Source organism: Dokdonella sp. (genome assembly GCF_035703485.1).
Lineage (GTDB): Bacteria > Pseudomonadota > Gammaproteobacteria > Xanthomonadales > Rhodanobacteraceae > Dokdonella.
This window is the reverse complement of sequence record NZ_DASSYD010000188.1, coordinates 1-22068: the sequence shown is the minus strand read 5'-3', so window position 1 is coordinate 22068 and position 22068 is coordinate 1. Positions and strand designations below refer to the sequence as shown.

The window sequence follows — 22068 nt, the reverse complement described above, 5'->3', positions numbered from 1 at the left end:
TGTCGAACTGAGATTTTCCCATGCGTTTCAGGCTGACACCTACCGTCTGATGCTTGATGGCAAGAAGCTACTTACACCCGGACCCTGGGCGCGCTTTATTGAATCCTCGTCGGTAATTGCCAAGGTTCAAATAAATCTGTTGGAAACAGCGCGGGTGCTAGCTCGACAAAACACCACCGACAAAGAGATCTTGCGCGTAATGGAGGCATGCTGGTCATCTATTCCGCAGATTTCGGCCGCAATCAAGCGCCACTTCGCAGGTGCCGAGGATATTGCTCCTGATACCGCTGAGTATTGGCTGAAGGTAGGGCGCGTTCCCCAGAGCGAACGATCGGCCGAGCACAAGCTAGGCAATACGGAAGATCAGCAGATCGGCGAACTTCTCATCCAGCTCGATGCCAACCGCGAGTGCATGGGAAAATTGAACAGCGCCGTTGTACCCGTTCTCAAGACGTTTGATCCCTGCCAAGCCGCCACTGTCCAACGAGCAGCGACCGGTTACGAGAGCATCGCCCAAGTGGCGGAGCGGCTCGCGCGTATGCGCAAATTGAGCAAGACGGACTGGCTTGGAAGTACCGTCGACTACAACGCAATGGAACACGACATGGAAGGCGGTCACCGCTCTGGCGTGCGTAAAGTCAGGGTTGTGCGTGACGGAATTCGCAAGGAATTTGGGGGAAAGACGAAAGTGTTAGTCAAACCACGCGTGGAACCGGAGGAATAGGACATGGACATCACTCTTGCAAAAGCGATTCTTTCCAACCTGCGCGAACGTATCGAACCGGACACGAGCGGTCGTTACCGACTTGAGGGCATCATTACCCAGCGAGAACTGGAGGCGCTTGATGCCCTCCTCGCAGAAGTTTCGGTCGAATCATCGGCAACAAAGCCAAAAGCGCCAGCGGCTTCGTCCCCGGTGACCCCCGAACCCCAATCTTTGTTGGCCGCGCCTCCATCCAAACCGATTGTCGAGCCGTCTATCGATATCGAGGTGCCGCTTGATCTGACTGCCGTCACCCTGCCTGAATGCGCCACATCCTTTCGAGTTTGCCTGGACTTCGGGACAGCCATGTCCAAAGCCACGTTCGTAAGCGACAACGAAGACACAAACTTCGAAGACATCAAGGTGCTGCGACTAGGCATACCTGGCGACCAGGAAGAAATCGACGAATTCATGCTGATCTCCTCGCTCTTCATCGATGCCCAAGGCCTCATCTGGTTTGGCAAGAAGGCGATGGAGCACGCACATGCCACATCTGACGGGAGCACAACAAGACTCGATAACATCAAGCGTTGGCTTTCCGAGGGCAATTTGAGCACGCCGGTTGAGAGTATCCACAACCCCACGACGCACAACATCACCTACGAAGATCTTGTACTTGCATACCTTGCCTTCTTCACCTGGGCGGTGAATGCCGCTCTATCCGAAGACATCGTCGAGGCGACGGTGCCCCGGAATTTCCCTCGTCGATTTGCCATGCCCTGCTTCCCGAGGCCCAATGCAGAGCAGGTCAGGCTAAAGCTCATGAGTCTCCTCGGAGAAGCTCAGATAATTGCGGATACCCTAAAGGACGAGATCCACGAAGGCCTTCCCCTGGGCCGCTTCCTCGCAGCGGTCAAGCAACTGCGCGCCAGCAAGCGAAGCTATCCCTTCATTGAAGGCAGCATCACCGAGCCTCTCGGTGTCGCGGGATCCTTGCTTAGCTGGCGGTCTCGTCATGATTCGCTCGCGTTGGTGGTTGACATTGGCGCGGGCACCAGTGATTTCAGCCTCTACCGGCTGCTTGTGTCTATCGACGATGATGGCGAAGTCGACAGCGCCAAGACGACCGCAATGGAAGTGGATAACTCGGCGCGCGGAATTACGGAGGCGGGCAACCATCTGGATCATCTTCTCAAGGCCTTCATCCTCGGGCAAGCTGGCATAACTGCAGCGCACCCACAATTCACAAATATCGCCTACCATCTCGAACGAGATATTCGCGACCACAAGGAAACCCTGTTCAACACCGGATCGGTTTTCATCGTCCTCTACAATGATGAAACCGTGGAGGTTTCCTTGGACGAATTCCTGGCCCATGACGCGGTCAAGGGTTTTGAGGAATCGCTGCGCGACACCCTCGTTGAGGTCCTGGAAGCAGTAGACCCTGAGTTCATCAACTGGGTGCGCGTCAACGCTTCTCGGAACCTGGTCATTGTCTTGACTGGCGGTGGTGCGGGGCTGCCAATGGCTCGAAAACTGGCCGCTGAGGCCGTGTTGGTCAATGGCTCGCCTGTTGCCGTGGCTGCCGCCCAGTCTTTTCCGGCTTGGCTCCAGAAAGACTACCCCGACCTCGAAGAGTATTACCCGAGGGTTGCCGTCTCGCTTGGCGGCGCAAGGAAAAACGTGATCCGATCGAAAGGCGTTGCCAAAACCACGGCAAGTGGATTGGGCGGCCACGTCCTGGATCGCTTCTAGCCGCGCGCCCGGCTCAACCTATACACAGTCGCGTTTCAAGGAAACACCGATGGAAAAATTGAAGATGCATACGCCGAACCTGACCAAAGACAACGTTGCCAGTATCCGAGCGCTGTTTCCCGGCTGCGTGACCGAGGCCAGGGGAGAGGACGGGAGCGTGAAGCTGGCGGTGGATTTCGACCAGTTGCGCCAGGAGCTTTCAGACTCGCTTGTTGAAGGCCCGCAAGAGCGCTATCAGCTCAATTGGCCGGGCAAGCGTGAGGCGCTGTTGACGGCCAATGCGCCGATTGCCAAGACGTTACGACCATGCCGCGAGGAGAGCGTGGATTTTGACAACACGCAAAACTTGTTTATCGAAGGCGACAACCTTGATGCATTGAAGCTGATTCAGGAGACTTATCTCGGCAAGGTGAAGCTCATCTATATCGACCCGCCGTACAACACTGGAAAGGACTTCATTTATCGGGATAACTTTACTGAAAGTAAGTCGGTTTTCGAGCACGCTTCAGGCGAGCGAGACGAAGAAGGCGGCCGATTAGTCAGCAATCCGGAGAGCCACGGACGGTTTCACACAGATTGGCTCAACATGATGTTCCCACGCCTCATGGTGGCTAAGCGGTTGCTCAGCGACGAAGGGCTAATTGCGATCAGTATTGACGATGCGGAACAAGCTTCACTGCGACGCATGTGCGATCAAGTATTCGGCGAGCAAAATTTCGTGGCCCAACTCGTTTGGGAAAAAGGTCGAAAGAACGATGCGAAGTTCTTTTCTGTTGGTCACGAATATTTGTTGGTGTACGCACGAGAGTTAACCACCCTAAGATCTAGGAACGAAATATGGAGAGAAGAGAAACCTGGCGCCAGAGAGATCTGGGATGAGTTTTTACGGCTAAAGGATGCGCATGGCGATGACCATGCAGGGATCGAGGCTGAACTGAGCAATTGGTACTCTGAACTGCCGAAAGGCCATCCATCAAAGAAGTGGGCACGCTACAAGCGCGTGGACGAGCATGGTCCATGGCGTGATCGAGATATTTCATGGCCGGGAGGCGATGGACCGCGGTACGACGTATTGCATCCCACGACCAAAAAACCGTGTGCCGTTCCTGAAAGAGGCTGGATATATTCGTCACCAGATGAAATGCAGCGCCAAATCAAATTGGGACTAGTAGAGTTTCGAGTTGACCATACTGAGCCTCCCTTTCGAAAAGCACATATTCGGCCGATTACGGAAGAGGCAGCTGACGAGGATGATGGCAATGAAGTAGATAGCGAGGATCAGGCCGACGATGTCGAGCTAGCAACTCAGGTTCGCGGCTCTTACTTCTACAAACAGTCGCAGGTTGCCGTGAAGTACTTGCGAAATCTGATGGGCGCCAAGGTCTTCAACAACCCAAAGGATCATGACGAACTAACCAGGCTCATCAAATACATGACGCCTCGCGAGAAGAACGGAATTATCGTTGATTTCTTTGCTGGCTCAGGTTCGACAGGAGATGCCGTCTTGCGAGCTAACGCGGCCTACGGCACTAACCATCGGTATATTCTGGTACAGCTTCCCGAGAACCTAGAGGTAGCTCTTGCATCAACGACTGGGGCTGCCAAGAAAACTGTGCAAGCAGCCATTACCCTTCTGAAGAAGCTGGGCCGGCCCCTAGTCTTGTCGGAGGTATCGAAGGAACGTTTACGACGAGCAGGCCAAGCGATATTGGTAGAGAGCACACAAGCTAGTTGGATGCGCGAAGTTGGCTTTCGCGTCCTCAAGATTGACTCATCGAACATGGCTGACGTCTATTACTCACCTGACGCATTGGATAAGGCAAACATCGATCTATTCGTCGACAACATCAAACCCGACCGAAGCGCCGAAGACCTTTTGTTCCAGGTGATGCTCGATTGGGGGGTCGATCTGGCCCTACCCATCACCAACCAGACTATCCAGAGCAAGGAAGTCCTCTTTGTCGACAGCGATGCTTTGATCGCGTGTTTCGATTCAAGCGGCGGCATCGACGAAGCGTTTGTGAAAGAGCTCGCTACGAAAAAGCCGCTACGCGTAGTGTTCCGCGATGCCGGATTCAAAAACAGTGCCGTCAAGATCAATGTCGAGCAGATCTTCAAACTGCTGTCGCCCACCACTGATGTGAAGTGCATCTGAGGACGTGGCAATGGAGCAGAGCGCACTAACGCAGTTGCTGACGGAATTGACTGCCACGTGGGAAAACGAGGTGGTCGAGTTCAAGCAAGCCGGCAACGACTACAGCACGGATGATATCGGCAAATATTTTTCTGCACTGGCCAACGAAGCCAACTTGCGCGGCGTCGATGCGGGCTGGTTGGTGTTTGGGGTGAACAACCGCAGTCGTACCGTGGTTGGCACGGATTACCGGCGCGAGGCGGAGCATTTGCATCAATTGAAGATGCAAATCACGCAGAACGCCGAGCCGCGCATCAGCTTCCGCGATATCCACGAGCTAGCGCATGCGCACGGTCGCGTGCTCTTGTTTGAGATTCCAGCGGCGCCGCAAGGCATACCGATTGCGTGGAAAGGCCACTACTACGCCCGCGCCGGCGAGAGCCTGACTTCACTATCGTTGGACAAGCAGGATGGTATCCGCCAGCAGACTCTGGCCCAAGACTGGTCGGCACAGGTGGTGGCTGACGCAACGCTGGCCGATCTGGATGAGACGGCGGTTCGAAAGGCGCGCGAATCCTTCGCTGCCAAGTATGCCAATCGCCTTTCACTCGATGACGTGCTGGATTGGCCGCTCGCTTCTTTTCTTGATCGTGCGCGAGTCACGCAAGAGGGGCGCGTTACCCGCGCGGCGCTACTCTTGTTGGGCAATGCGGAATCGGCATACCGCCTCTCTCCCCACCCCGCACAGTTGACTTGGAGCCTGGAAGGCCCTGAGCGTGCTTACGAACACTTCGGGCCGCCGTTTTTGCTTAATTCGACGCGGTTGTACCAGCGTATCCGCAATATTCAGCTGCGCATCCTGCCGCAGGATCAACTGGTGCCGGTGGAAATACCCAAGTACGACCAGCGGGTTGTACTTGAGGCCTTGCACAACTGCATTGCTCATCAGGACTACAGGCGCAATGGGCGGGTAGTCGTGGTCGAGCAGCCGGACAAACTGATCTTCGAGAACGAGGGTGATTTCTTTGAAGGACTTCCCGAAGACTACATTCAGAACACGAGGCCTCCCCGTCGTTATCGCAACCCGTTCCTCGCGCAGGCGATGGCCGAGCTGAATATGATCGACACCATGGGTTATGGCATCCACGACATGTACAGGGGACAAGCACGCCGCTACTTCCCGATGCCGGATTACGATCTGAGTGAACCCGGTGCGGTGAGGATGACAATCTATGGGGGGGTGATGGATCTTGCCTATAGTCGCCTGCTGATCCAGAAGACCGACCTGCCGCTGATGGATGTGTTGGCACTGGATCGGGTGCAGAAGAAGCTGGCCATTCCTGACGATGCCGCTGGCCGATTGCGCAAGGCCGGGCTGATCGAGGGCCGCAAGCCGAACTACTTCGTTTCGGCCTCCGTGGCTGACGCTACCGCCAGCAAAGCCGATTACATCCGCACGCGAGCCCAGGATGATGAGTTCTACGCCAAACTCTTGACGGACTACCTGGAGAAGTTCGGCAAAGCCTCGCGAGGGGAGATCAACAAGTTGCTGTTGGGCAAGCTGAGCGATGCGCTGAACGACACTCAGAAAGACAACAAGGTCGCCAATCTGTTGACCAATCTGCGGCGCAAGGGACGCATCCACAACACGGGCAGTCGCGGGCACCCCGTTTGGAGGCTTGCAGAATGAACGCAGCAAGCCAATCGCATAAACCACATAAAAACCAATGACTTGAGCCTTTCTGCAGCGCCGTTTTGCAGAAAGGTTGCAGAAACAGAACGTGATTGTGGAGCGAGAAACTCGCTTTCCGCTGCATAGAACTGCCAAGGTGCCAAATGAAGCTCAAATTCAAAACTCAGGCCTTCCAGACCGCCGCCGTGCAAGCCGTGGTTGACTGTTTCAAGGGCCAGCTGCCAGCCAGCCCGGAAGCGATCAGCTATCGCATCGACCCTGGCAAAGCCCAAAAGGGCGTGGACGACTTGTTCACCGAATCCGGATTCCGCAACGCCGACCTGTTCCTGACCGATGCCGCAGTGCTGGATAACATTCAGCAGGTGCAGCGCGGGCAGAACCTCCCGCTATCAGAGACCTTGGTCAAGACCAAGGCGGCCCTGATCAACCTTGATGTCGAGATGGAAACCGGCACCGGCAAGACGTATTGCTACATCAAGACGATCTTCGAACTGAACAGGCGGTACGGCTGGAGCAAGTTCATCATCGTGGTGCCTTCCATCGCGATTCGCGAGGGCGTGGCGAAGTCGTTGCAGATAACCGCTGAGCACTTCCTGGAGAGTTACCAGAAGAAGACGCGTTTTTTCATCTACAACTCCAGGCAACTGCACCAATTGGAAAGCTTCTCCTCGGATGCCGGCATCAATGTGATGATCATCAACGTGCAGGCGTTCAATGCCACAGGCAAGGACAATCGGCGCATCTACGACGAACTGGACGATTTCCAGTCTCGCAAACCCATCGATGTTATCAGCGGCAATCGTCCCATCCTGATCCTGGATGAACCGCAAAAGATGGAAGGCGGCAAGACGCTGGATTCGCTGGTCAATTTCAAGCCATTGATGGTGCTGCGCTACTCGGCAACGCACAAGACCACGCACAACAAGATTCATCGGTTGGATGCGCTGGACGCCTACAACCAGAAGCTGGTCAAGAAGATCGCGGTACGAGGCATCGCCGTCAAAGGCTTGGCAGGCACCAATGCGTATCTGTATCTGCAGAGCATTGAGACTTCTCAATCCAAACCGCCAATAGCTCGGGTGGAGCTGGAGCAGAAGCTCGCCAACGGCACGATCAAGCGCGTTCTACGCAAGCTTGGAAAAGGCGACAACTTGTTCGATCTCTCCGCTGAGCTCGATCAGTACCGAGACGGCTTTGTGGTATCCGACATCAATGCCAATACCGATACGCTGAACTTCACCAATGGCGTTGAGTTGATGGTGGGCGATGCGATCGGTGACGTGAATGAAGCGGCCTTGCGCCGTATCCAGATTCGGGAAGCAATCAAGGCGCATTTCGACAAGGAGCAGACGCTGTTCCAGCAGGGTGTGAAGGTGCTGACTCTGTTCTTCATCGATGAGGTAGCCAAGTATCGCGACTACGAGGCGAAGGACGACAAAGGCGAATACGCGAAGATATTCGAGGAGGAATACGATCTCTATCTCAACGAGATCTTGGGTTTGGAAGAGTCTGCCTACACCAAGTACCTGAAAGATATCTCGACCGAGAAAACTCACAGCGGCTATTTTTCGATCGACAAAAAGACCAAACGCCTGACCAATCCCGATGAAGAGAAGCGCGGTGAAAATGCGGGCCTGTCCAATGATTCCGACGCCTACGATCTGATCTTGAAAGACAAGGAGCGGTTGCTTTCCCTCGATGAGCCGGTGCGTTTCATTTTCTCGCATTCGGCACTGCGCGAAGGTTGGGACAACCCCAACGTGTTCGTCATCTGCGCGCTCAAACACAGCGACAACACGATCTCTCGACGACAGGAAGTGGGCCGTGGCCTGCGCCTGTCGGTCAATCAGCAAGGAGACCGCATGGACAACCCGGCCACTGTTCATGATGTGAATGTGTTGACGGTGGTGGCCAGCGAAAGCTACAAGGATTTTGTTGCGGCGCTGCAGAAAGACATCAGCGCAACCTTGACCGACCGACCCCGAATCGCGAACGAAGAGTTCTTCACAGGCAAGGTACTGAAGACACCCAGCGGAGATGTGCAGGTCACGCCTCTACAGGCGAAGCAGATCTACAAATATCTGGTGAAGAACGATTATCTGGATGATGCCGATTTCATCTCTGCCGGATATCACGACGCCAAGAAGCAAGGCTCTCTGGCGGAGCTGCCGGCAGATCTGCAGCCGCATGCTGATCAGGTGTTCCAGTTGATCGGTAGTTTGTTCAATGAGAGTCAACTTCCTGACATCGAGGACGGGCGCAGACCGAAAGACAATCCCCTCAACACCAACTTTGACAAACAGGAATTCAAGGCGCTATGGAATCGGATCAACCGTAAAGCGGCTTACCGTGTGGATTTCAATTCCAATGAGCTAGTGCGCAAGGCGGTGGCGTCAATCAACGATAAAGATGCCGGGCTGCGTGTGACGCCCCTGCAGTACACGATCCAGCGTGGCGAGCAAACGGATGCGGTGACGGTCGAAAAGCTGAAAAGCGGCGGTGCGTTCCGGATCGCCGAGACCAAAGTCGAATACAACAAGTTGTCGATTCATTCGGCTGTGAAATACGACCTGATTGGCAAGCTGGTGGAGGGTACTCAGCTGACTCGGCGAACGGTGGCCGAGATCCTCAAGGCGATTAACGTGGCCGTGTTCGCACAGTTCAAGACCAATCCGGAAAGCTTCATCGCCGAGGCGATTCGGCTAATCAACGAACAAAAAGCCACGGTGATCGTCGAGCATCTTGCCTACGATCCGGTCGAGGACAAATTCGACCTGCATATCTTCACTGCCGGACAGAGCAAGCAGGATTTCAGTAATGCTGGCAACAAGCTTCAACGCCATATCTATGACTATGTGGTGACCGACTCCAAGGTAGAGCGTGATTTCGTGAAGGAGCTGGATACCAGCGCAGACGTGGTCGTGTATGCGAAGCTCCCGCGCGGCTTCCTGATTCCCACCCCTGTCGGGGACTACAACCCGGATTGGGCCATCACGTTCAAGGAAGGGGCGATCAAGCACATTTACTTCGTCGCCGAGACCAAAGGCTCCATGTCATCGATGGAACTTCGTGAGATTGAAAAGACCAAGATTCAATGTGCGCGTAAGTTCTTCGACAAGATGAACCGCCAATTCGCGCCTGAGAACGTCCGTTACGACGTCGTCGATAGCTTCGGCAAGCTGATGGATGTCGTCAGGTAGCCCCCAGAATGCGGCTACTTTGCCAATACTGGCATAAAGTGTCCGAAGGGTAGGAATTCGGACACTTTATGGGGTAGATCTGAGGCCATATAACGACGAGTTGTCTATGACCGCGATGATTGGACCATCCCATTTTTTGCCCCTTTTTGGCATCGCGCTCGATCGGGTCATTACATCCGCAATCGCTTGCGACAGACCATTGTCTATAGTTCTTTATTCGTATCTTCTGGATGAATGATTGATTCAGCAACTGTAATCTCCCCTGAATTTCATTCAGGTTCACCCTGAGCGCGGAATAGTCGTGGCCGGAATCCAACAGGTTCCCGCTTTGAAAATCGGTCGAATGCCTCACCCAACGACCGTTCCGACAACAGGGAGAACACCATGAGAATACGCCTCGCACTGCTATTGCTCGCCACATTCTGGTGCGGCATCGCATTCGCATCCGATCGCGACAACGCCAATATCCTCTACGCCAAGGCGCAAGCCGCCGTTCAAGGGGCCGAAGCCGCCGATGCGGCAACCTATGCACCCGTAGAAATGAATGCTGCGAAAGGCAACCTCGCTTCTGCAAGTGGCGCGCTGGAGCGTCGTCAATGGAAACAGAGCGCGATGAGTGCCGAGAAGGCCGAGGTCGATGCCAATCTGGCTTCGGCGAGAGCCCGTGAGAAGCGTGCCACCGCAGCGACTGCGGAAATCGAGGCCAGCATCGAAACGCTGCGTCGTGAAATCAACCGACCGGGGAGCTGAGCCATGAAATTTTCCATGATTCGACTGACACCCATCCTCGGCGCGCTTGTGCTTGCCGCCTGCGCCAGCGTGCCAAAAGGGCCACCGCCGGAAATCGTCCGGCTCGACAATCAATTGAGCAACTTGCGTGCCGATCCGCGTATTGCACCCAACGCGGTGAATGAGATCAGCAAGGCTCAGAATGCGGTCGACATGATGTCCAATGAAGGTCGTCGTCTTGATGAGCCGATGTTCCGTCACGGCATCTATATCGCCGATCGTCTGGTGCAAACCGCCGAATCGATTGGCCTGGCGCGTTATGCGGAACAACGCGGAAAGGAGCTCGGTGTCGAGCGCGATCGATTGCTGGTGGATGTGCGCAGCCGTGAGGCCGAGAACGCGCGCCGAGTTGCCAATGCGGCGCTGGCCACCGCCAGTGAGGAACGCCGCAGTGCCGAGATTGCTCGCGCCGAGGCCAACGCAGCACGCAATGAGCTGGATGTCATGCGTGCACAGCTGACCGAGTTGCAGACCAAAGAAACCGAACGCGGTCTGGTCGTGACCCTCGGCGATGTGTTGTTCGAGGTGGATCGTGCCGCGATCAAGCCGGGAGCCACACGTGCACTCGATCAGCTTGCCAACGCTTTGCGCAAGGATCCGGAGGCCAGCATCACCATCGAGGGTCATACTGATTCTACCGGTTCTCGTGAGCACAATATGGATTTATCCAACCGCCGCGCCGATTCGGTACGCGCCTACCTGGTCACCCATGATGTCGATCCGGGCAAGATCACCGCCCGGGGCCTCGGACCGGACTATCCGGTTGCAAGCAATGCAACGGAAGCCGGACGCCAGCAGAATCGCCGCGTCGAAGTCATCGTCAACTCGAGCGTCGCTCGCTGAGCAGGAAGTCAAAGGAGCAGAGGGGTTTCTCCGCCAGACCATTGCTGGTCGAAGAATGCACTGGCATTGAGATTCCTCTGCACCTTTCCGCGGCATGGCCGACAAGCACCAGCAGAACATCGCGCGGACGTCTAGAATGGGTCGTTTATGGTTTCGGAGCCCCACTATGATGCGTCCCTTGATTGCTTGCTCGATGTTGCTGACACTGGTTGCCTGCGGGCAGCAGGAAGCACCGACGACAGCCCCGAGCCCTGCCGAAACGGTAGCTGCTGATAGTCGACCGGCACCTGTAGTGCCAACCCCGGACGGTAAATTTTCGGCGCAGATCAAGGCCGAGGATTTTGCTGCGCGCCTCAAGAAGCTCTCTTCCGATCAGTTCGAAGGCCGCCAACCCGGCACCATCGGTGAGCGGGTGACCACGGCCTACATCAAGGATCAGTTCGAGCGAATCGGCCTCAAGCCTGGCAACAACGGCAACTGGTTCCAGACCGTGCCGATGGTGCAGACAACCCTGCAGAATCCCGCCGATGTGAAGATCAAGGTCAAGGGCGCCAAGGGCGAGTCGGATTTTGGGATCGGCAAGGACAGTGTCATCAACAGCTTGAACGGCAGCCTCGATGTGAAGCTGGTCGACTCACCGATCATCTTTGCTGGTTATGGCGTCGATGCGCCGGACTGGAACGACTATGCCGACATCGACGTCAAGGGCAAGACCGTCATCGTGCTGGTCAATGATCCGGGTTGGGGCAATGACGATGCGGAATTGTTCAAAGGCAAGACCCTGACCTACTACGGACGCTGGACCTACAAGTACGAGGAGGCAGCGCGGAAGGGTGCGGCGGCGTTGTTCATCGTCCATGAAACACCGGGAGCCGGCTATCCATGGGAAGTTGTGCAAAACGGTTGGTCCGGACCGCAACTGGCCTTGCCGGCCAGCGAAGATCCCGCGCCGCGCCTGGAAACTGCCGGCTGGTTCAGCGAGGACGCCGCGACCCGGTTGTTCGCCAGCGCTGGCGCTGACTTTGCCGCGTTGAAGAAGAGTGCCGACCTGCGCGGCTTCAAGCCGGTCGAACTCGACGCCACGCTCTCGGTCGAGTATCACAGCGTCGTTGAAACGACCAGCTCGGAAAACGTGATCGGCGTACTGCCTGGCAGTGAACGTGCTGACGAGGCGATCGTCTACACCGCGCATTGGGATCACCTCGGCAAGGACGAAAGTCTGGAAGGTGACCAGATCTACAACGGCGCCATCGACAACGCGACCGGTGTTGCCGGCATCATGGAAATTGCCGAAGCCTTTGTGCACCAGCCAACCCCACCGAAACGCTCGGTTGTATTCGCCGCGGTTACGCTTGAGGAATCGGGCCTGCTTGGCGCGCAGTACTTTGTCGCGCATTCGCCATTTGCGCTCGACAAGACCGTTGCCAATATCAATATCGATGCACTGCCGATCAACGGGCCGGCGAAGAATCTCACCGTGATCGGCTTGGGTCAATCCGAGCTCGACGAATACGCCGAAGCGGCGGCGAAGTCCCAGGGACGCGTGGTCACTGCCGACGCATCGCCGGAAAAGGGCTACTTCTTCCGCTCCGATCACGTCAATTTCGCCCGTGCCGGAGTCCCGGCCCTGTACGCGATGAGTGGTCTGGATCTGGTCGAGGGCGGTGAGGAGGCCGGACGCAAGGCGGCCGACGACTACACGGCCAACCGCTATCACAAGCCCGGCGACAACTACGACCCGAACTGGGACTACCGCGGCGTCATCGAGGATCTCGATCTGCTCTACGCGGTCGGGCGCAAACTCGCCGACGAATCAACCTTCCCGCAGTGGAAACCTGGCGCTGATTTCTCGCGACCGGCCAAGACTGACAAGTAAAAAGACGGCGCGGCTCGCTGATAGCGGGCCGCGTCGAAACGTGATCCAACGGAGGGAAAACGCAGCCAAGACTGCAGGGCGATAGTCGTTCGCCTGTGTCTCATATCCAGAGATCGTGCGACTGCATGACGGTATGTCCCGGTATCCTCGACACATGAAAGAGACCCCTGTTCGCTCGCTGGTCATCGTGCTCGGAGACCAGCTTGATGCTGCCGCCAGCGCCTTCGACGGATTCGATGTAGCGTGCGACACAGTCTGGATGGCCGAGGCTGCCGAGGCAGTCGACTCATTTCTGGACGTCGAAATCGCGCATCGTGCTGTTTCACACGGCGATGCGCCACTTTGCCGTCACCCTGCGCGACGTCGGCCGGCCGCTGATCTACCAACGCCTCGACGCGCCCGATGCAGTAGTCGATCTCGGCACGGCACTACAAGCGACCATTGCGTCCGTTCGACCCGAACGCCTTGTCATGACCGCACCCGGCGATTGGCGTGTCTTGCAGCGTCTGCGCGCCATGGCTCGTGACGAAGGGCTCGAACTCGAGCTATGCGATGACCGGCACTTCTTTGTGACGGTCCGCGAGTTCGCGGCGCACGCCAGCGTCCGCAAGACGCTGCGTCTGGAGTATTTCTACCGAGAGTTGCGCAAGCGCCGCGACATCTTCATGGATGGCGTGCAACCGATCTGCGGTCAATGGAACTTTGGTACGGACAACCGCGGCGCCTTCGACAACGACGGCCCTCGCGACGTGCCCGAGCCGGCGTGCTTCAAACCGGATGCGCTGACTCGCGAGGTTTTTGATCTCGTCGGGTCACGCTTCGCTAATCATCCGGGTTCGCTCGATTCGTTCGTCTGGCCGGTGACTCGCGATCAGGCTCTCGAAACGCTGACCCACTTTGTGCGCGAACGCCTGCCGCAGTTCGGCCGCTACCAGGATGCGATGTGGCCCGGCCAGCCCTGGCTCTACCACTCGCACCTGCCAGCCGCGCTCAACCTCAAGCTGCTTGATCCGCGCGAAGTCGTTGCCGCCGCAATTGACGCCTACGAGAAAGGAGACGCCCCTCTCTCCAGCGTCGAGGCTTCTTGCGTCAGGTTCTCGGCTGGCGAGAATACGTTCGCGGCATTTACTGGACCCGCATGCCCGAGTATCTCGAATCGAACGCACTTGAAGCGAGCGTCGATCTGCCCGCGTTCTACTGGACTGGTGTCACCGACAAGCACGGCCTCGCCGACACGATCGGCCAGACCTTCAAGTTCGGCTATGCCCATCACATCCAGCGTCTGATGGTCACCGGCCTCTACGCGATGCTGCTCGGCGTGGAACCGAAGCAGGTCCATGATTGGTATCTGGCCGTCTACGTCGACGCGGTCGAATGCGTCGAACTGCCGAACACGCTTGGCATGAGCCAGTTTGCCGACGGCGGCCTGATGGCGAGCAAGCCCTATGCGGCGACAGGCCAGTACATCGACCGCATGAGCGGCTACTGCAAGGGCTGCCGCTACGACCCGAAGCAACGCAGCGGCGAAACCGCCTGCCTGTTCACGACCTTGTACCGGGACTTCCTGATGCGCCACGCCGATCGGCTCGCGAAGAACCCGCACATGGCCCTGCAGGTGCGCAATCTGGGTCGACTGGACGACGACGAGAAGCTGACGATTCGCGATGCCGCTCGATCGATTCGAACTCGATCGGGGTCGCCAACCTGACGTCGAAGCGCCCGCGCCAGCAGTGCCGCGGTCATTGCCTGAGTGGAAACCGAAGGGCACCGCGCTTAGCCCGAAGCCCGAAGCCCGCTCGAGTCTGGATGATTCGCATCTGGCGCGGCCGTTACCCGATCAACAGGATGGGCCGAATGGCAGGATCAGCCGTCGAAGCCATTCTTGAAGATGACGTCGTCGCGCATGTATTCCACCGCGCCGACATCGCAGAGCGCCTGGCCGTCGTTGTCGCCGTCCTGGGGCCGCTCGCGACCGATCAGGTCGGTTCCGTCGCAATAGATGTCGACGTCGATCACCGTGTCCGGGGGCTGGGGAACGTACGACCTGTGCCAGCCATCGCCCCCCAACCGGTCCAGGCCCGGATCGGTATCGGTCCAGCCCGGCGAACCGAGAATGCCCTGGCAGCTGTGACCGGTCTCGATATTGAATTTGCTCAGCGGATGCGCGCTGGCGACGCCGTCGAAGCTGCAATTGAGCGCTGCGTTCGTACTGGCCAGCACCGAGTTGATCACCAGGATGATGGCATCGGCGCCATCGAGCTCGATCGCCCGGAAATTGTTCTTGAGGGTCGAGCTCCCGAAGCTGACCTTCATCTCGTCGGCGCTCGTCGCGTTGCGTATCAGCAGCGCCTGACCGTCGCCGTCGCTGATGCTGACGGTCGTGAAGGTCGTGACGCAGGTGTGACGCAGGCTGAGCTGGCGATCGGCCAGGACGGTGCTGGTGATGAAGGTGTCGCCCGGGTACTCGTTTTTCCAGAACGAACTCTTCCGGACGCTGACGATGCCGCAGTCGTTGATCAGCGCGCCGCCACCGAACCCGGCATTGTTCTCGTTGAACACGCTGTCCTCGATCGTCAGTCGCGCACTGAGGTTGTAGATGCCGCCGCCGTACTCGTCGGCGGCATTGTGTTCGAACTTCACCCGCGTCACGGTCACTTCGTCGACGCCGTCGCGAACGTAGATCGCACCACCTGCCGTGGCCTCGCCTCCACGCAGGATCACGCGCTGCAGGGTGAACAGCGCGGTCCCGGGACGGACGTCGAAGATGCGATTGCCGAGGGCTGATGCATCAATGACGGGCAATTCGTCGTCCGGCACGATAAAGGTGCCGATCACCACCGATTCCTTGATGTCGAGGTCGCCGGTCGCCGCACTGTTGCCGCTGCCTGTGATGTTCAAGGTGATGCTCGAGTTGCCCGGCAGGACGATGATGTCGGTCCCTGGCGTGGCGTTCGCTTCCATGACCGCCGCGCGCAGGGTGCAGAAATTGCCACTCGATATCCGGCACTCGCCATCACCGGGATCGTTGTCGACGGCATCCTGGACGGTGACGTTGACCGTGAAGATCGCAGCATGGGACATCGGCGCGAACAGCAGGCAGAACAACAACGGAACAATTAGGCGCGGCATCATGATTCGGCATCGCGGTGAAAGACGTCCGGCGATTGTTGCTTGCACGCGCCAACCCGACATGATGGCAGGCTTAGGAAAAGCTTAGGGATCGCTCAGGGCGCGAATTCTGGCGCATGAATCCGGGACGATCGCTTCCGGGAACGCCTTTCGGCGTGCCCAGAGCCCGCCCCGGAGCTGATTCCGGGGGCGACCGGAGGAAGGGAGGTCAGAACCCGTTCAGAACACGCTCTCGGCATTCATTAGTCACGAAACCATCGACCGATGGACGGCCATGGGCGCAAGACCGTCCCGTCCCCGGCCAAACCCGAGATGATCGAGTCGGCGCTACGAATCGAATCCGTCCGCAAAGATCAGATCCGACATCGTGGACACCCACTCCCATGCGCCGATATCGGGGGCAGCATCGCGCGGATGGCCGGAAACGTCGGCGCCACTCGAGTACAGCGGGTCACCCTGGTCGACCATCGCGGAAACCATCGAAGCCGGGCGCAGGTCGCTTGCGGCGGGACCGATGAATCCCGGATCGACGGAGCCGGAGTGGATGTCGAATCCGGTCGCCGCTTGCCATTCGCCAAGGGACGCTGTGTCACGCACCCAGTCGGCGCCCATCGTCGATGGAGTGAAGCAGAGGTTGTAGTCCATGGCAAGGTAGCGCGTCGGCAACAGGTCGACATCGAAGCAGGCAAACGTGCCCGAGCCCGCGTAGTGGATCGCGTTGCTGACCAGCAGGTGTGCGCCACCTTCCTCATTCAGGCTAATGCCGTACCCTGCGGCGTTCGGGCCGAAGTAGGTCGAGTTGTTGCGGACAGTGATCGCGTCCATCGGCAAGTCGTTCGCCGCGCGGCTGCGATCCGGCGCGGCGATGCCGATGCTGTCGAAGTCGGTAGTGGCATTCTCCTGCACGATGAGGTTGTTCTCGATTACGCAGCGCTGACACGAGGCGACACCGATGGCGATGCGCCCGACGTTGTGCAGCCGGTTGCCGCGGATGGTCACGTCAGTGAAACCTTCGGCTTCGGTGTAGCCGGGGTCTACCGCGATACCCCAGCAGCCCGGCGCCACCTTGCCCAAGTCTTCCTCGATGTCGTTGCCTTCGATCAGCAGGTTGCTCTGTTTGCCATGCACGACCAGCGATACGGCGCTGCAGTTGCCACCTGAATCCAGGGTTGCCCGGTACAAGCGGTTGCCGCTGATCCGCATGCCGTTGCTGACACCGCTGACGTAGAGGTTGTGGTCGAAGACGGCCATTGACCCGTTGTTGGAGAACGTACTATCCAGAACCTGACTGCCATCCGAGCTGCCTAGCCAGCCGAAACTGCGGTTGCTTTCGACAAGTGCGTCGCGCAGGACGATGCGGTCGTTCCTGCCGTCACACTGTGGATCGCCGCTGCAATCATTGGAGCCGGCCAGATGGACGCCAATGCGGAAACCCTCGATGGTGACACGCTGAATCACGACATCGTCGATGTCGTTTTGCAACAGGAAGCCGCTGGAAGATGCCGTCTCGCCCTGATTGCTGCTGACATGCAGGTCTTCGAACACATAGCCTTCTTCGTGATCGGCATTGCCGCCGTCCTGAAGCGCAAAGCCGTGATTGTCGGTGAGTCGCTCGATCCACGGTCGCGGGCTTTCATCATTGGCCCAGTTCGGCGTATAGGCGCCAACGGTGCACGGCATGTCGGCACGGCAATCGGCATTGACCCAGCGATCGGCGCTCGTTGTCACGCTCCATGCGCCGCCACGGCACAAGCGAATGGATTCGCCGGCAGCAAGGCCGGCGAAGGCAAGTCGCGCCTGTTCGTAGGACTGCAACGGGGATCCCTAACTGTCACCACTGTTGCCGTCATTTCCCGCAACACAGGCCGGCAGGCTGTTCTCGGCGCAATCACACACGTAGAGATTACTGGCCTGCAATAGCGGCGACATCAGCAACAGCAACCATGACAGTCGTGATGGCTGCTGGTGGTTTTGTACTCGAGGAAATGGGTTCATTATTGGACAATCATCTCGAACCCGTCAGCGAATATCGGAACCTCGCCCTGCACCGCCTGCATCTCGATACTGCCGACGTCACAGCGAACCGAACCATCGATGCTGCCCTGCTTTGGCCGGGGCTTGTCGCGCTGATCCTCCTCCGGACAGCCGACGCCGCCAGTGACTGGGTGTGCGGAATCCAGCAGGGGACTGTTCGCGTCCAGTCGCTTGAAGCGCTGCCAGGATTCGCTGTCGTTCCCGGCCGCGAGCAGGCCTAGGCTGGGCAGCACAATGTTGGTCGAGCCGCTGGCCAGTCCGCAGGAACCATCGTCGGCGGCATTGTAGCCGTTGGTGTTCCAGCCGGAGCCTATCAGTTGGCAATTGGCCGACGCGTTTTCGGCAATCACCGAATTGCGCATGCGCAGCTCGCCCAGGGTCTGTCCCGCTGCGTCGGGACCGACGCGGATGCCGCCATCCAGGTTCTCAGCGATCGTGCTACTGGTGAGATTCAGGGTACCGCCCTGGCTCAACACCCCGAAGCCGCTGCTTTCCAGCACGCTGCTGTTGCGCACATCAAGCCGACAAACGCCACTGTCGGCGGCATTGTTGCGGACATTGTGCAGGGATTCGCCAAAGCTGCCGAAATTGCTGTTCTGGTAGACCGAGCTGCGTTCGATGGTTGCACTACCACAGTGGTTGACCAGAGCCCCGCCATGTTCGGAAGTGGCATTGTTATGGAGACTGCTGTCGATCACGACGAGCTCGCTGCCATCGTTGTAGACGGCGCCACCATGCGCGGCATTGTTGCCGAACAGTTCGATCCCGGTAAGCGTGGTGCTGGTGGCCAGCGGACCGATGAAGATGGCGCCGCCACGACCACCGGGTTCGCTTCGGCTGCCACCGGTGATCCGCACATGGGTCAGGAAGAACTCGCCCTGGAAGACATCGAATACACGGTCGTCCAGGCCGCTGGCGTCGATCAGCGGGTAATCATCCGGATTGATGCCGCTGTACATGACCACCAGGTTCTCGAGCACGTTCAGATCACCCTTTGAGGCCGGCAGGAATTCGGAATTGCCAGTGATGGTGAGCACGATCGTGGCACCCGCTGGCAAGATGATGATATCCGGGCCCGGGCTGGCGTTGGCCTGCATCACCGCTGCGCGCAGAGTGCAAAAACCGTCCAGCCCGGCAATCCGGCAGACACCGTCATTGACGTTGTCGTCCGCGGCATCGGACACAGTGACGTTGACGTTGAAGATGGCCGCCAGCGCCGCTACTGGCCATAACAACAGGAATGCCAGGCAAGCAACAAGCCAACCTGAAACTGGATGCTGCGATCTCGGCAGCGTGCGACAAGCATTTGATGAAGGCATGGTTCTGCGTCCTCGGAAACGAGACGGCAGTGTGTACACGCGCCGACGCGCGTGCTTTATGCTTTCCTGAGGAATTCATGATGATTTGCTTAATGCATTAATTACCGGCAGAAACTCAACTTCAGGAGCGTCAACTGTCACACGTTGATTGCGCTATGAGCGATCCTTTGTCGAATAGCTTCCAGCTTGGTGAATGGCAGATCCATGTCGGCGAGAACTGCATCGTCCGTGGCGAAGAGCGCGTGACGTTGGAGCCGCGGGTCATGGACCTGCTGGTATTTCTGAGCCAACATCCCGAGCAGACCCTGGGCAAGGACGAGATCTTGCAGTCGGTCTGGGGTTCGCTGCATCACAGTGACTCGGTGATTGCCCGCGCAATTTCTCTGCTGCGCCAGCATCTGCAAGATGATGCGCGCAACCCTGCCTACATCCGCACGGTTCCATCGCGAGGCTACCGCCTGATCGCGCCGGTGACTCCGATTTCCGATGAGCGCCTGATTGCGCCGGAAGACCTCATCGAAAAGTCTCCTGAGCAGGGTGATGACGTGTCAGCGGATAGACACGACGAGCCTGCTTCGGCAACAACGCTGCCTTTAGCAGGGTCGAGTAAACATCACTGGATCGCAGCGGCCATGCTCGCCCTGGTCGTGATTTCCGCTACCGCGCTATGGTCACGACAGGGTGAAGACAAGCCGCAGGCAGGCGCGCAGCCAGCGGCACTGGCTCGATTGAACGTCATCGCCATCGCGCCGCTGGCGGACAGGGATGTGCCGGATGATCATCGCTACCTGATTCACGACGTGCACGAAGCCGTAGCCAGCGCCCTGCTCAAGCGCGGAAAGCATCGGGTGCTGATGCTACCCGAGCCCAAGGGCGATGAAGCCGAAGGCGGCACCGCTGATTATTTGGCCTTGGCCAGAAAGAGCGGTGCCGATGCCGTACTCACGGGGTCGGCAGTGGAGAAGCGGTCACGCATTGACGTCGAACTGCGTCTCGTGGTTGCCACCACCCGCGAACTGCTGTGGACGATCACGCTTGAAGAAGATCCCGGATCGGAGCAGGCCTTCCGCGATGGCATCGTGGCCAGTGTGATGAGCTCGCTGGGAGCGGCGCTGGAGGCGCCGGCAGGGAAGGCAGCACAAGACTATCCCGCCGATCCGAGAGCCTATCGCCTGCAGGCTCAGGCGCGCTGGTTCGTGCAGCGACGTTCGGTGGAGGGCGTCAGGAAGGCGCACCAACTGTTCAAGCAGGCGGTGGAGCAGGATCCCGCCTACGCCGATGCATTTTCCGGACTGGCGCTCAGCTTCATCCACCAGATCCAGTACAACGGGATGCCGGCGGAATCGGCTTATGCGCAAGCCATGGCTGCTGCGGAACGCGCGCTGGAGCTCGATCCTGATCACAGCGAGGCGATCGCGGCCAAGGCGGAGGTACTGGCCCTGCGGGACTGGAATTTCGAAGCCGCCATCGGCTTGTTGCAACGCGCTCTGGCGCTCGACCCCGGAAACATCGCCGCGCGCCAGCACCTGGCCGAGATGCAGACCGTGACCCGCGACTACGACGCGGCGGTGGAGAACATCAACCGCGCGCTCGCGATCAAGCCGTATTCCGCCCTGCTGCTCGGGGTCAAGACGCTGATCCTGACCCATGCCGAACGCTACGACGACGCGCTCGACGCCTACCGGCAAGCTCAACTGCTGGCCCCCGATTTCACCTGGCACACCCTGTATGGGTCCTTTGCCCTCGCCCGCTCCGGCAAGCCGATCGAAGCCGCGCTCCTGCGCGCCAAGCACCACTCGTTTCTCGCAAAACTCGATGCGTCCGAGCAGCAGGCCTTGCAGCACGCAATCGAAACGGAGGGGCCGGCCGCACTCTGGCGCGCCGTCGCCGACCACGCCCAACCGTATCGCCAAATCGGCCTGCCGCTGTACCGCTTCTTCGACTTCGAGCAACTCGCCGCGCGCGGCCGGGATGACGAAGCACTGGATCTGCTCGAAGATATCCTCAAAGCACGCGGCGAAGTATTCGTCGTTCTGTAGGTCAGCCCGGCATTGGATCACCTGCGCGAACTGCCCGCCTATGCCGCGCTGATGCGAAATTACGGCGTGCCGGGCGGCGGCTGGCCGAAACAGGATTGATCGTGGAACCGCAATCGTTCTGGTTGCCAGCAAACGGGGGCTTCAAGCGCTCGCCCGCCCACGCCCGTCTGTCGACAACGGGAAGGGTCAATCGCTTCCTCCAGTTTTCCAGCGCTCTGGATTCAGTCTCGCATTGAGCTGGTCTTGAATCCAGCCCGTTGTGGCGTGCGCCATTCGGAATGTCATGCATCCGTCTGCAGGCGTGAAGGAACCCGGATGCCTGCATGCGGGTCCACGTATGATCGGCTACGTGACGATACGCGTCAGGGTTCAAAGCCATTGGCGTAGATCAGGTCTGGCAAGGGCACGCAGTTCTGGTACCACGAGCTTTCGCCGGTCGCCGCATTCCAATCCGCGTTGGCAATCGGTGTCGGGTAATTTCTGCACAAGTGTTACTCTCCGGCGATCTGTGATTCGGGATGGTGTGCCGAGGGCATGTCTCCGCGCAGCTGGTT

16 protein-coding genes are annotated in these 22068 nt (G+C 58.4%); 11 read left to right on the top strand and 5 right to left on the bottom strand.

Annotated features, from left to right (window positions below; translation table 11 throughout):
* The 10 genes from VFN25_RS14420 to VFN25_RS14375 form a co-directional block, all read left to right on the top strand.
* Positions 1–724: hypothetical protein (locus tag VFN25_RS14420; RefSeq protein WP_325143113.1), on the top strand; the 724-nt coding region annotated here is incomplete at its 5' end.
* Positions 725–727: 3 nt separating this feature from the next.
* Positions 728–2458 carry a hypothetical protein gene (locus tag VFN25_RS14415; RefSeq protein ID WP_325143111.1) on the top strand — a complete coding sequence of 577 codons (1731 nt, stop codon included), beginning with the start codon at positions 728–730 and terminating at the stop codon, positions 2456–2458.
* Positions 2459–2507: 49 nt separating this feature from the next.
* The gene (locus VFN25_RS14410) at positions 2508–4613 is read left to right on the top strand and encodes a site-specific DNA-methyltransferase (RefSeq protein WP_325143109.1); all 2106 of its coding nucleotides are present in this window, start codon (positions 2508–2510) and stop codon (positions 4611–4613) included.
* Between the two features lie 10 nt (positions 4614–4623).
* Positions 4624–6282: an RNA-binding domain-containing protein gene (locus VFN25_RS14405; RefSeq protein WP_325143107.1), complete on the top strand. Its 1659-nt coding sequence runs from the start codon at positions 4624–4626 to the stop codon at positions 6280–6282.
* Between the two features lie 146 nt (positions 6283–6428).
* The gene (locus VFN25_RS14400) at positions 6429–9485 is read left to right on the top strand and encodes a type III restriction-modification system endonuclease (protein ID WP_325143104.1); all 3057 of its coding nucleotides are present in this window, start codon (positions 6429–6431) and stop codon (positions 9483–9485) included.
* Between the two features lie 384 nt (positions 9486–9869).
* The gene (locus VFN25_RS14395) at positions 9870–10235 is read left to right on the top strand and encodes a DUF4398 domain-containing protein (protein WP_325143102.1); all 366 of its coding nucleotides are present in this window, start codon (positions 9870–9872) and stop codon (positions 10233–10235) included.
* A 3-nt stretch (positions 10236–10238) separates the two neighbouring features.
* Positions 10239–11117: an OmpA family protein gene (locus VFN25_RS14390; RefSeq protein WP_325143101.1), complete on the top strand. Its 879-nt coding sequence runs from the start codon at positions 10239–10241 to the stop codon at positions 11115–11117.
* Positions 11118–11283: 166 nt separating this feature from the next.
* The gene (locus tag VFN25_RS14385; protein WP_325143099.1) at positions 11284–12993 is read left to right on the top strand and encodes a M28 family metallopeptidase; all 1710 of its coding nucleotides are present in this window, start codon (positions 11284–11286) and stop codon (positions 12991–12993) included.
* Positions 12994–13262: 269 nt separating this feature from the next.
* Complete coding sequence (locus tag VFN25_RS14380; protein WP_325143114.1) at positions 13263–14279, top strand: cryptochrome/photolyase family protein; 1017 nt, start codon at positions 13263–13265, stop codon at positions 14277–14279.
* On the top strand, positions 14279–14701 hold the full coding sequence (locus tag VFN25_RS14375; RefSeq protein WP_325143097.1) for a hypothetical protein: 423 nt from the start codon (positions 14279–14281) through the stop codon (positions 14699–14701). Before VFN25_RS14380 ends, VFN25_RS14375 begins: the two co-directional genes overlap by 1 nt.
* A 155-nt stretch (positions 14702–14856) precedes the next feature.
* On the opposite strand, the gene VFN25_RS14370 is transcribed toward VFN25_RS14375, so the two are convergent.
* The 4 genes from VFN25_RS14370 to VFN25_RS14355 all read right to left on the bottom strand — a co-directional run bounded on the left by VFN25_RS14370 (position 14857) and on the right by VFN25_RS14355 (position 19391).
* Positions 14857–16098, bottom strand: coding sequence for a hypothetical protein (locus VFN25_RS14370; RefSeq protein WP_325143095.1), 1242 nt, complete (start codon positions 16096–16098; stop codon positions 14857–14859).
* Positions 16099–16449: 351 nt separating this feature from the next.
* Positions 16450–17937 carry a hypothetical protein gene (locus VFN25_RS14365; RefSeq protein ID WP_325143093.1) on the bottom strand — a complete coding sequence of 496 codons (1488 nt, stop codon included), beginning with the start codon at positions 17935–17937 and terminating at the stop codon, positions 16450–16452.
* Positions 17938–17946: 9 nt separating this feature from the next.
* Entirely contained in the window at positions 17947–18117 is a 171-nt protein-coding gene (locus VFN25_RS14360; RefSeq protein WP_325143091.1) for a hypothetical protein, read from the bottom strand.
* Positions 18117–19391, bottom strand: a complete 1275-nt coding sequence (locus VFN25_RS14355; RefSeq protein ID WP_325143089.1) for a choice-of-anchor Q domain-containing protein — start codon at positions 19389–19391, stop codon at positions 18117–18119. Before VFN25_RS14355 ends, VFN25_RS14360 begins: the two co-directional genes overlap by 1 nt.
* Positions 19392–19630: 239 nt before the next feature.
* On the opposite strand from VFN25_RS14355, the gene VFN25_RS14350 reads away from it, so the two are divergent.
* Positions 19631–21514 (top strand): winged helix-turn-helix domain-containing protein, encoded by a 1884-nt coding sequence (locus VFN25_RS14350; protein ID WP_325143087.1) that lies wholly within the window; start codon positions 19631–19633, stop codon positions 21512–21514.
* A gap of 362 nt (positions 21515–21876) precedes the next feature.
* Here the strand turns inward: VFN25_RS14350 and VFN25_RS14345 are convergent, their stop codons facing one another.
* Complete coding sequence (locus VFN25_RS14345; RefSeq protein WP_325143084.1) at positions 21877–22002, bottom strand: hypothetical protein; 126 nt, start codon at positions 22000–22002, stop codon at positions 21877–21879.
* Between the last annotated feature and the right edge of the window lie 66 nt (positions 22003–22068).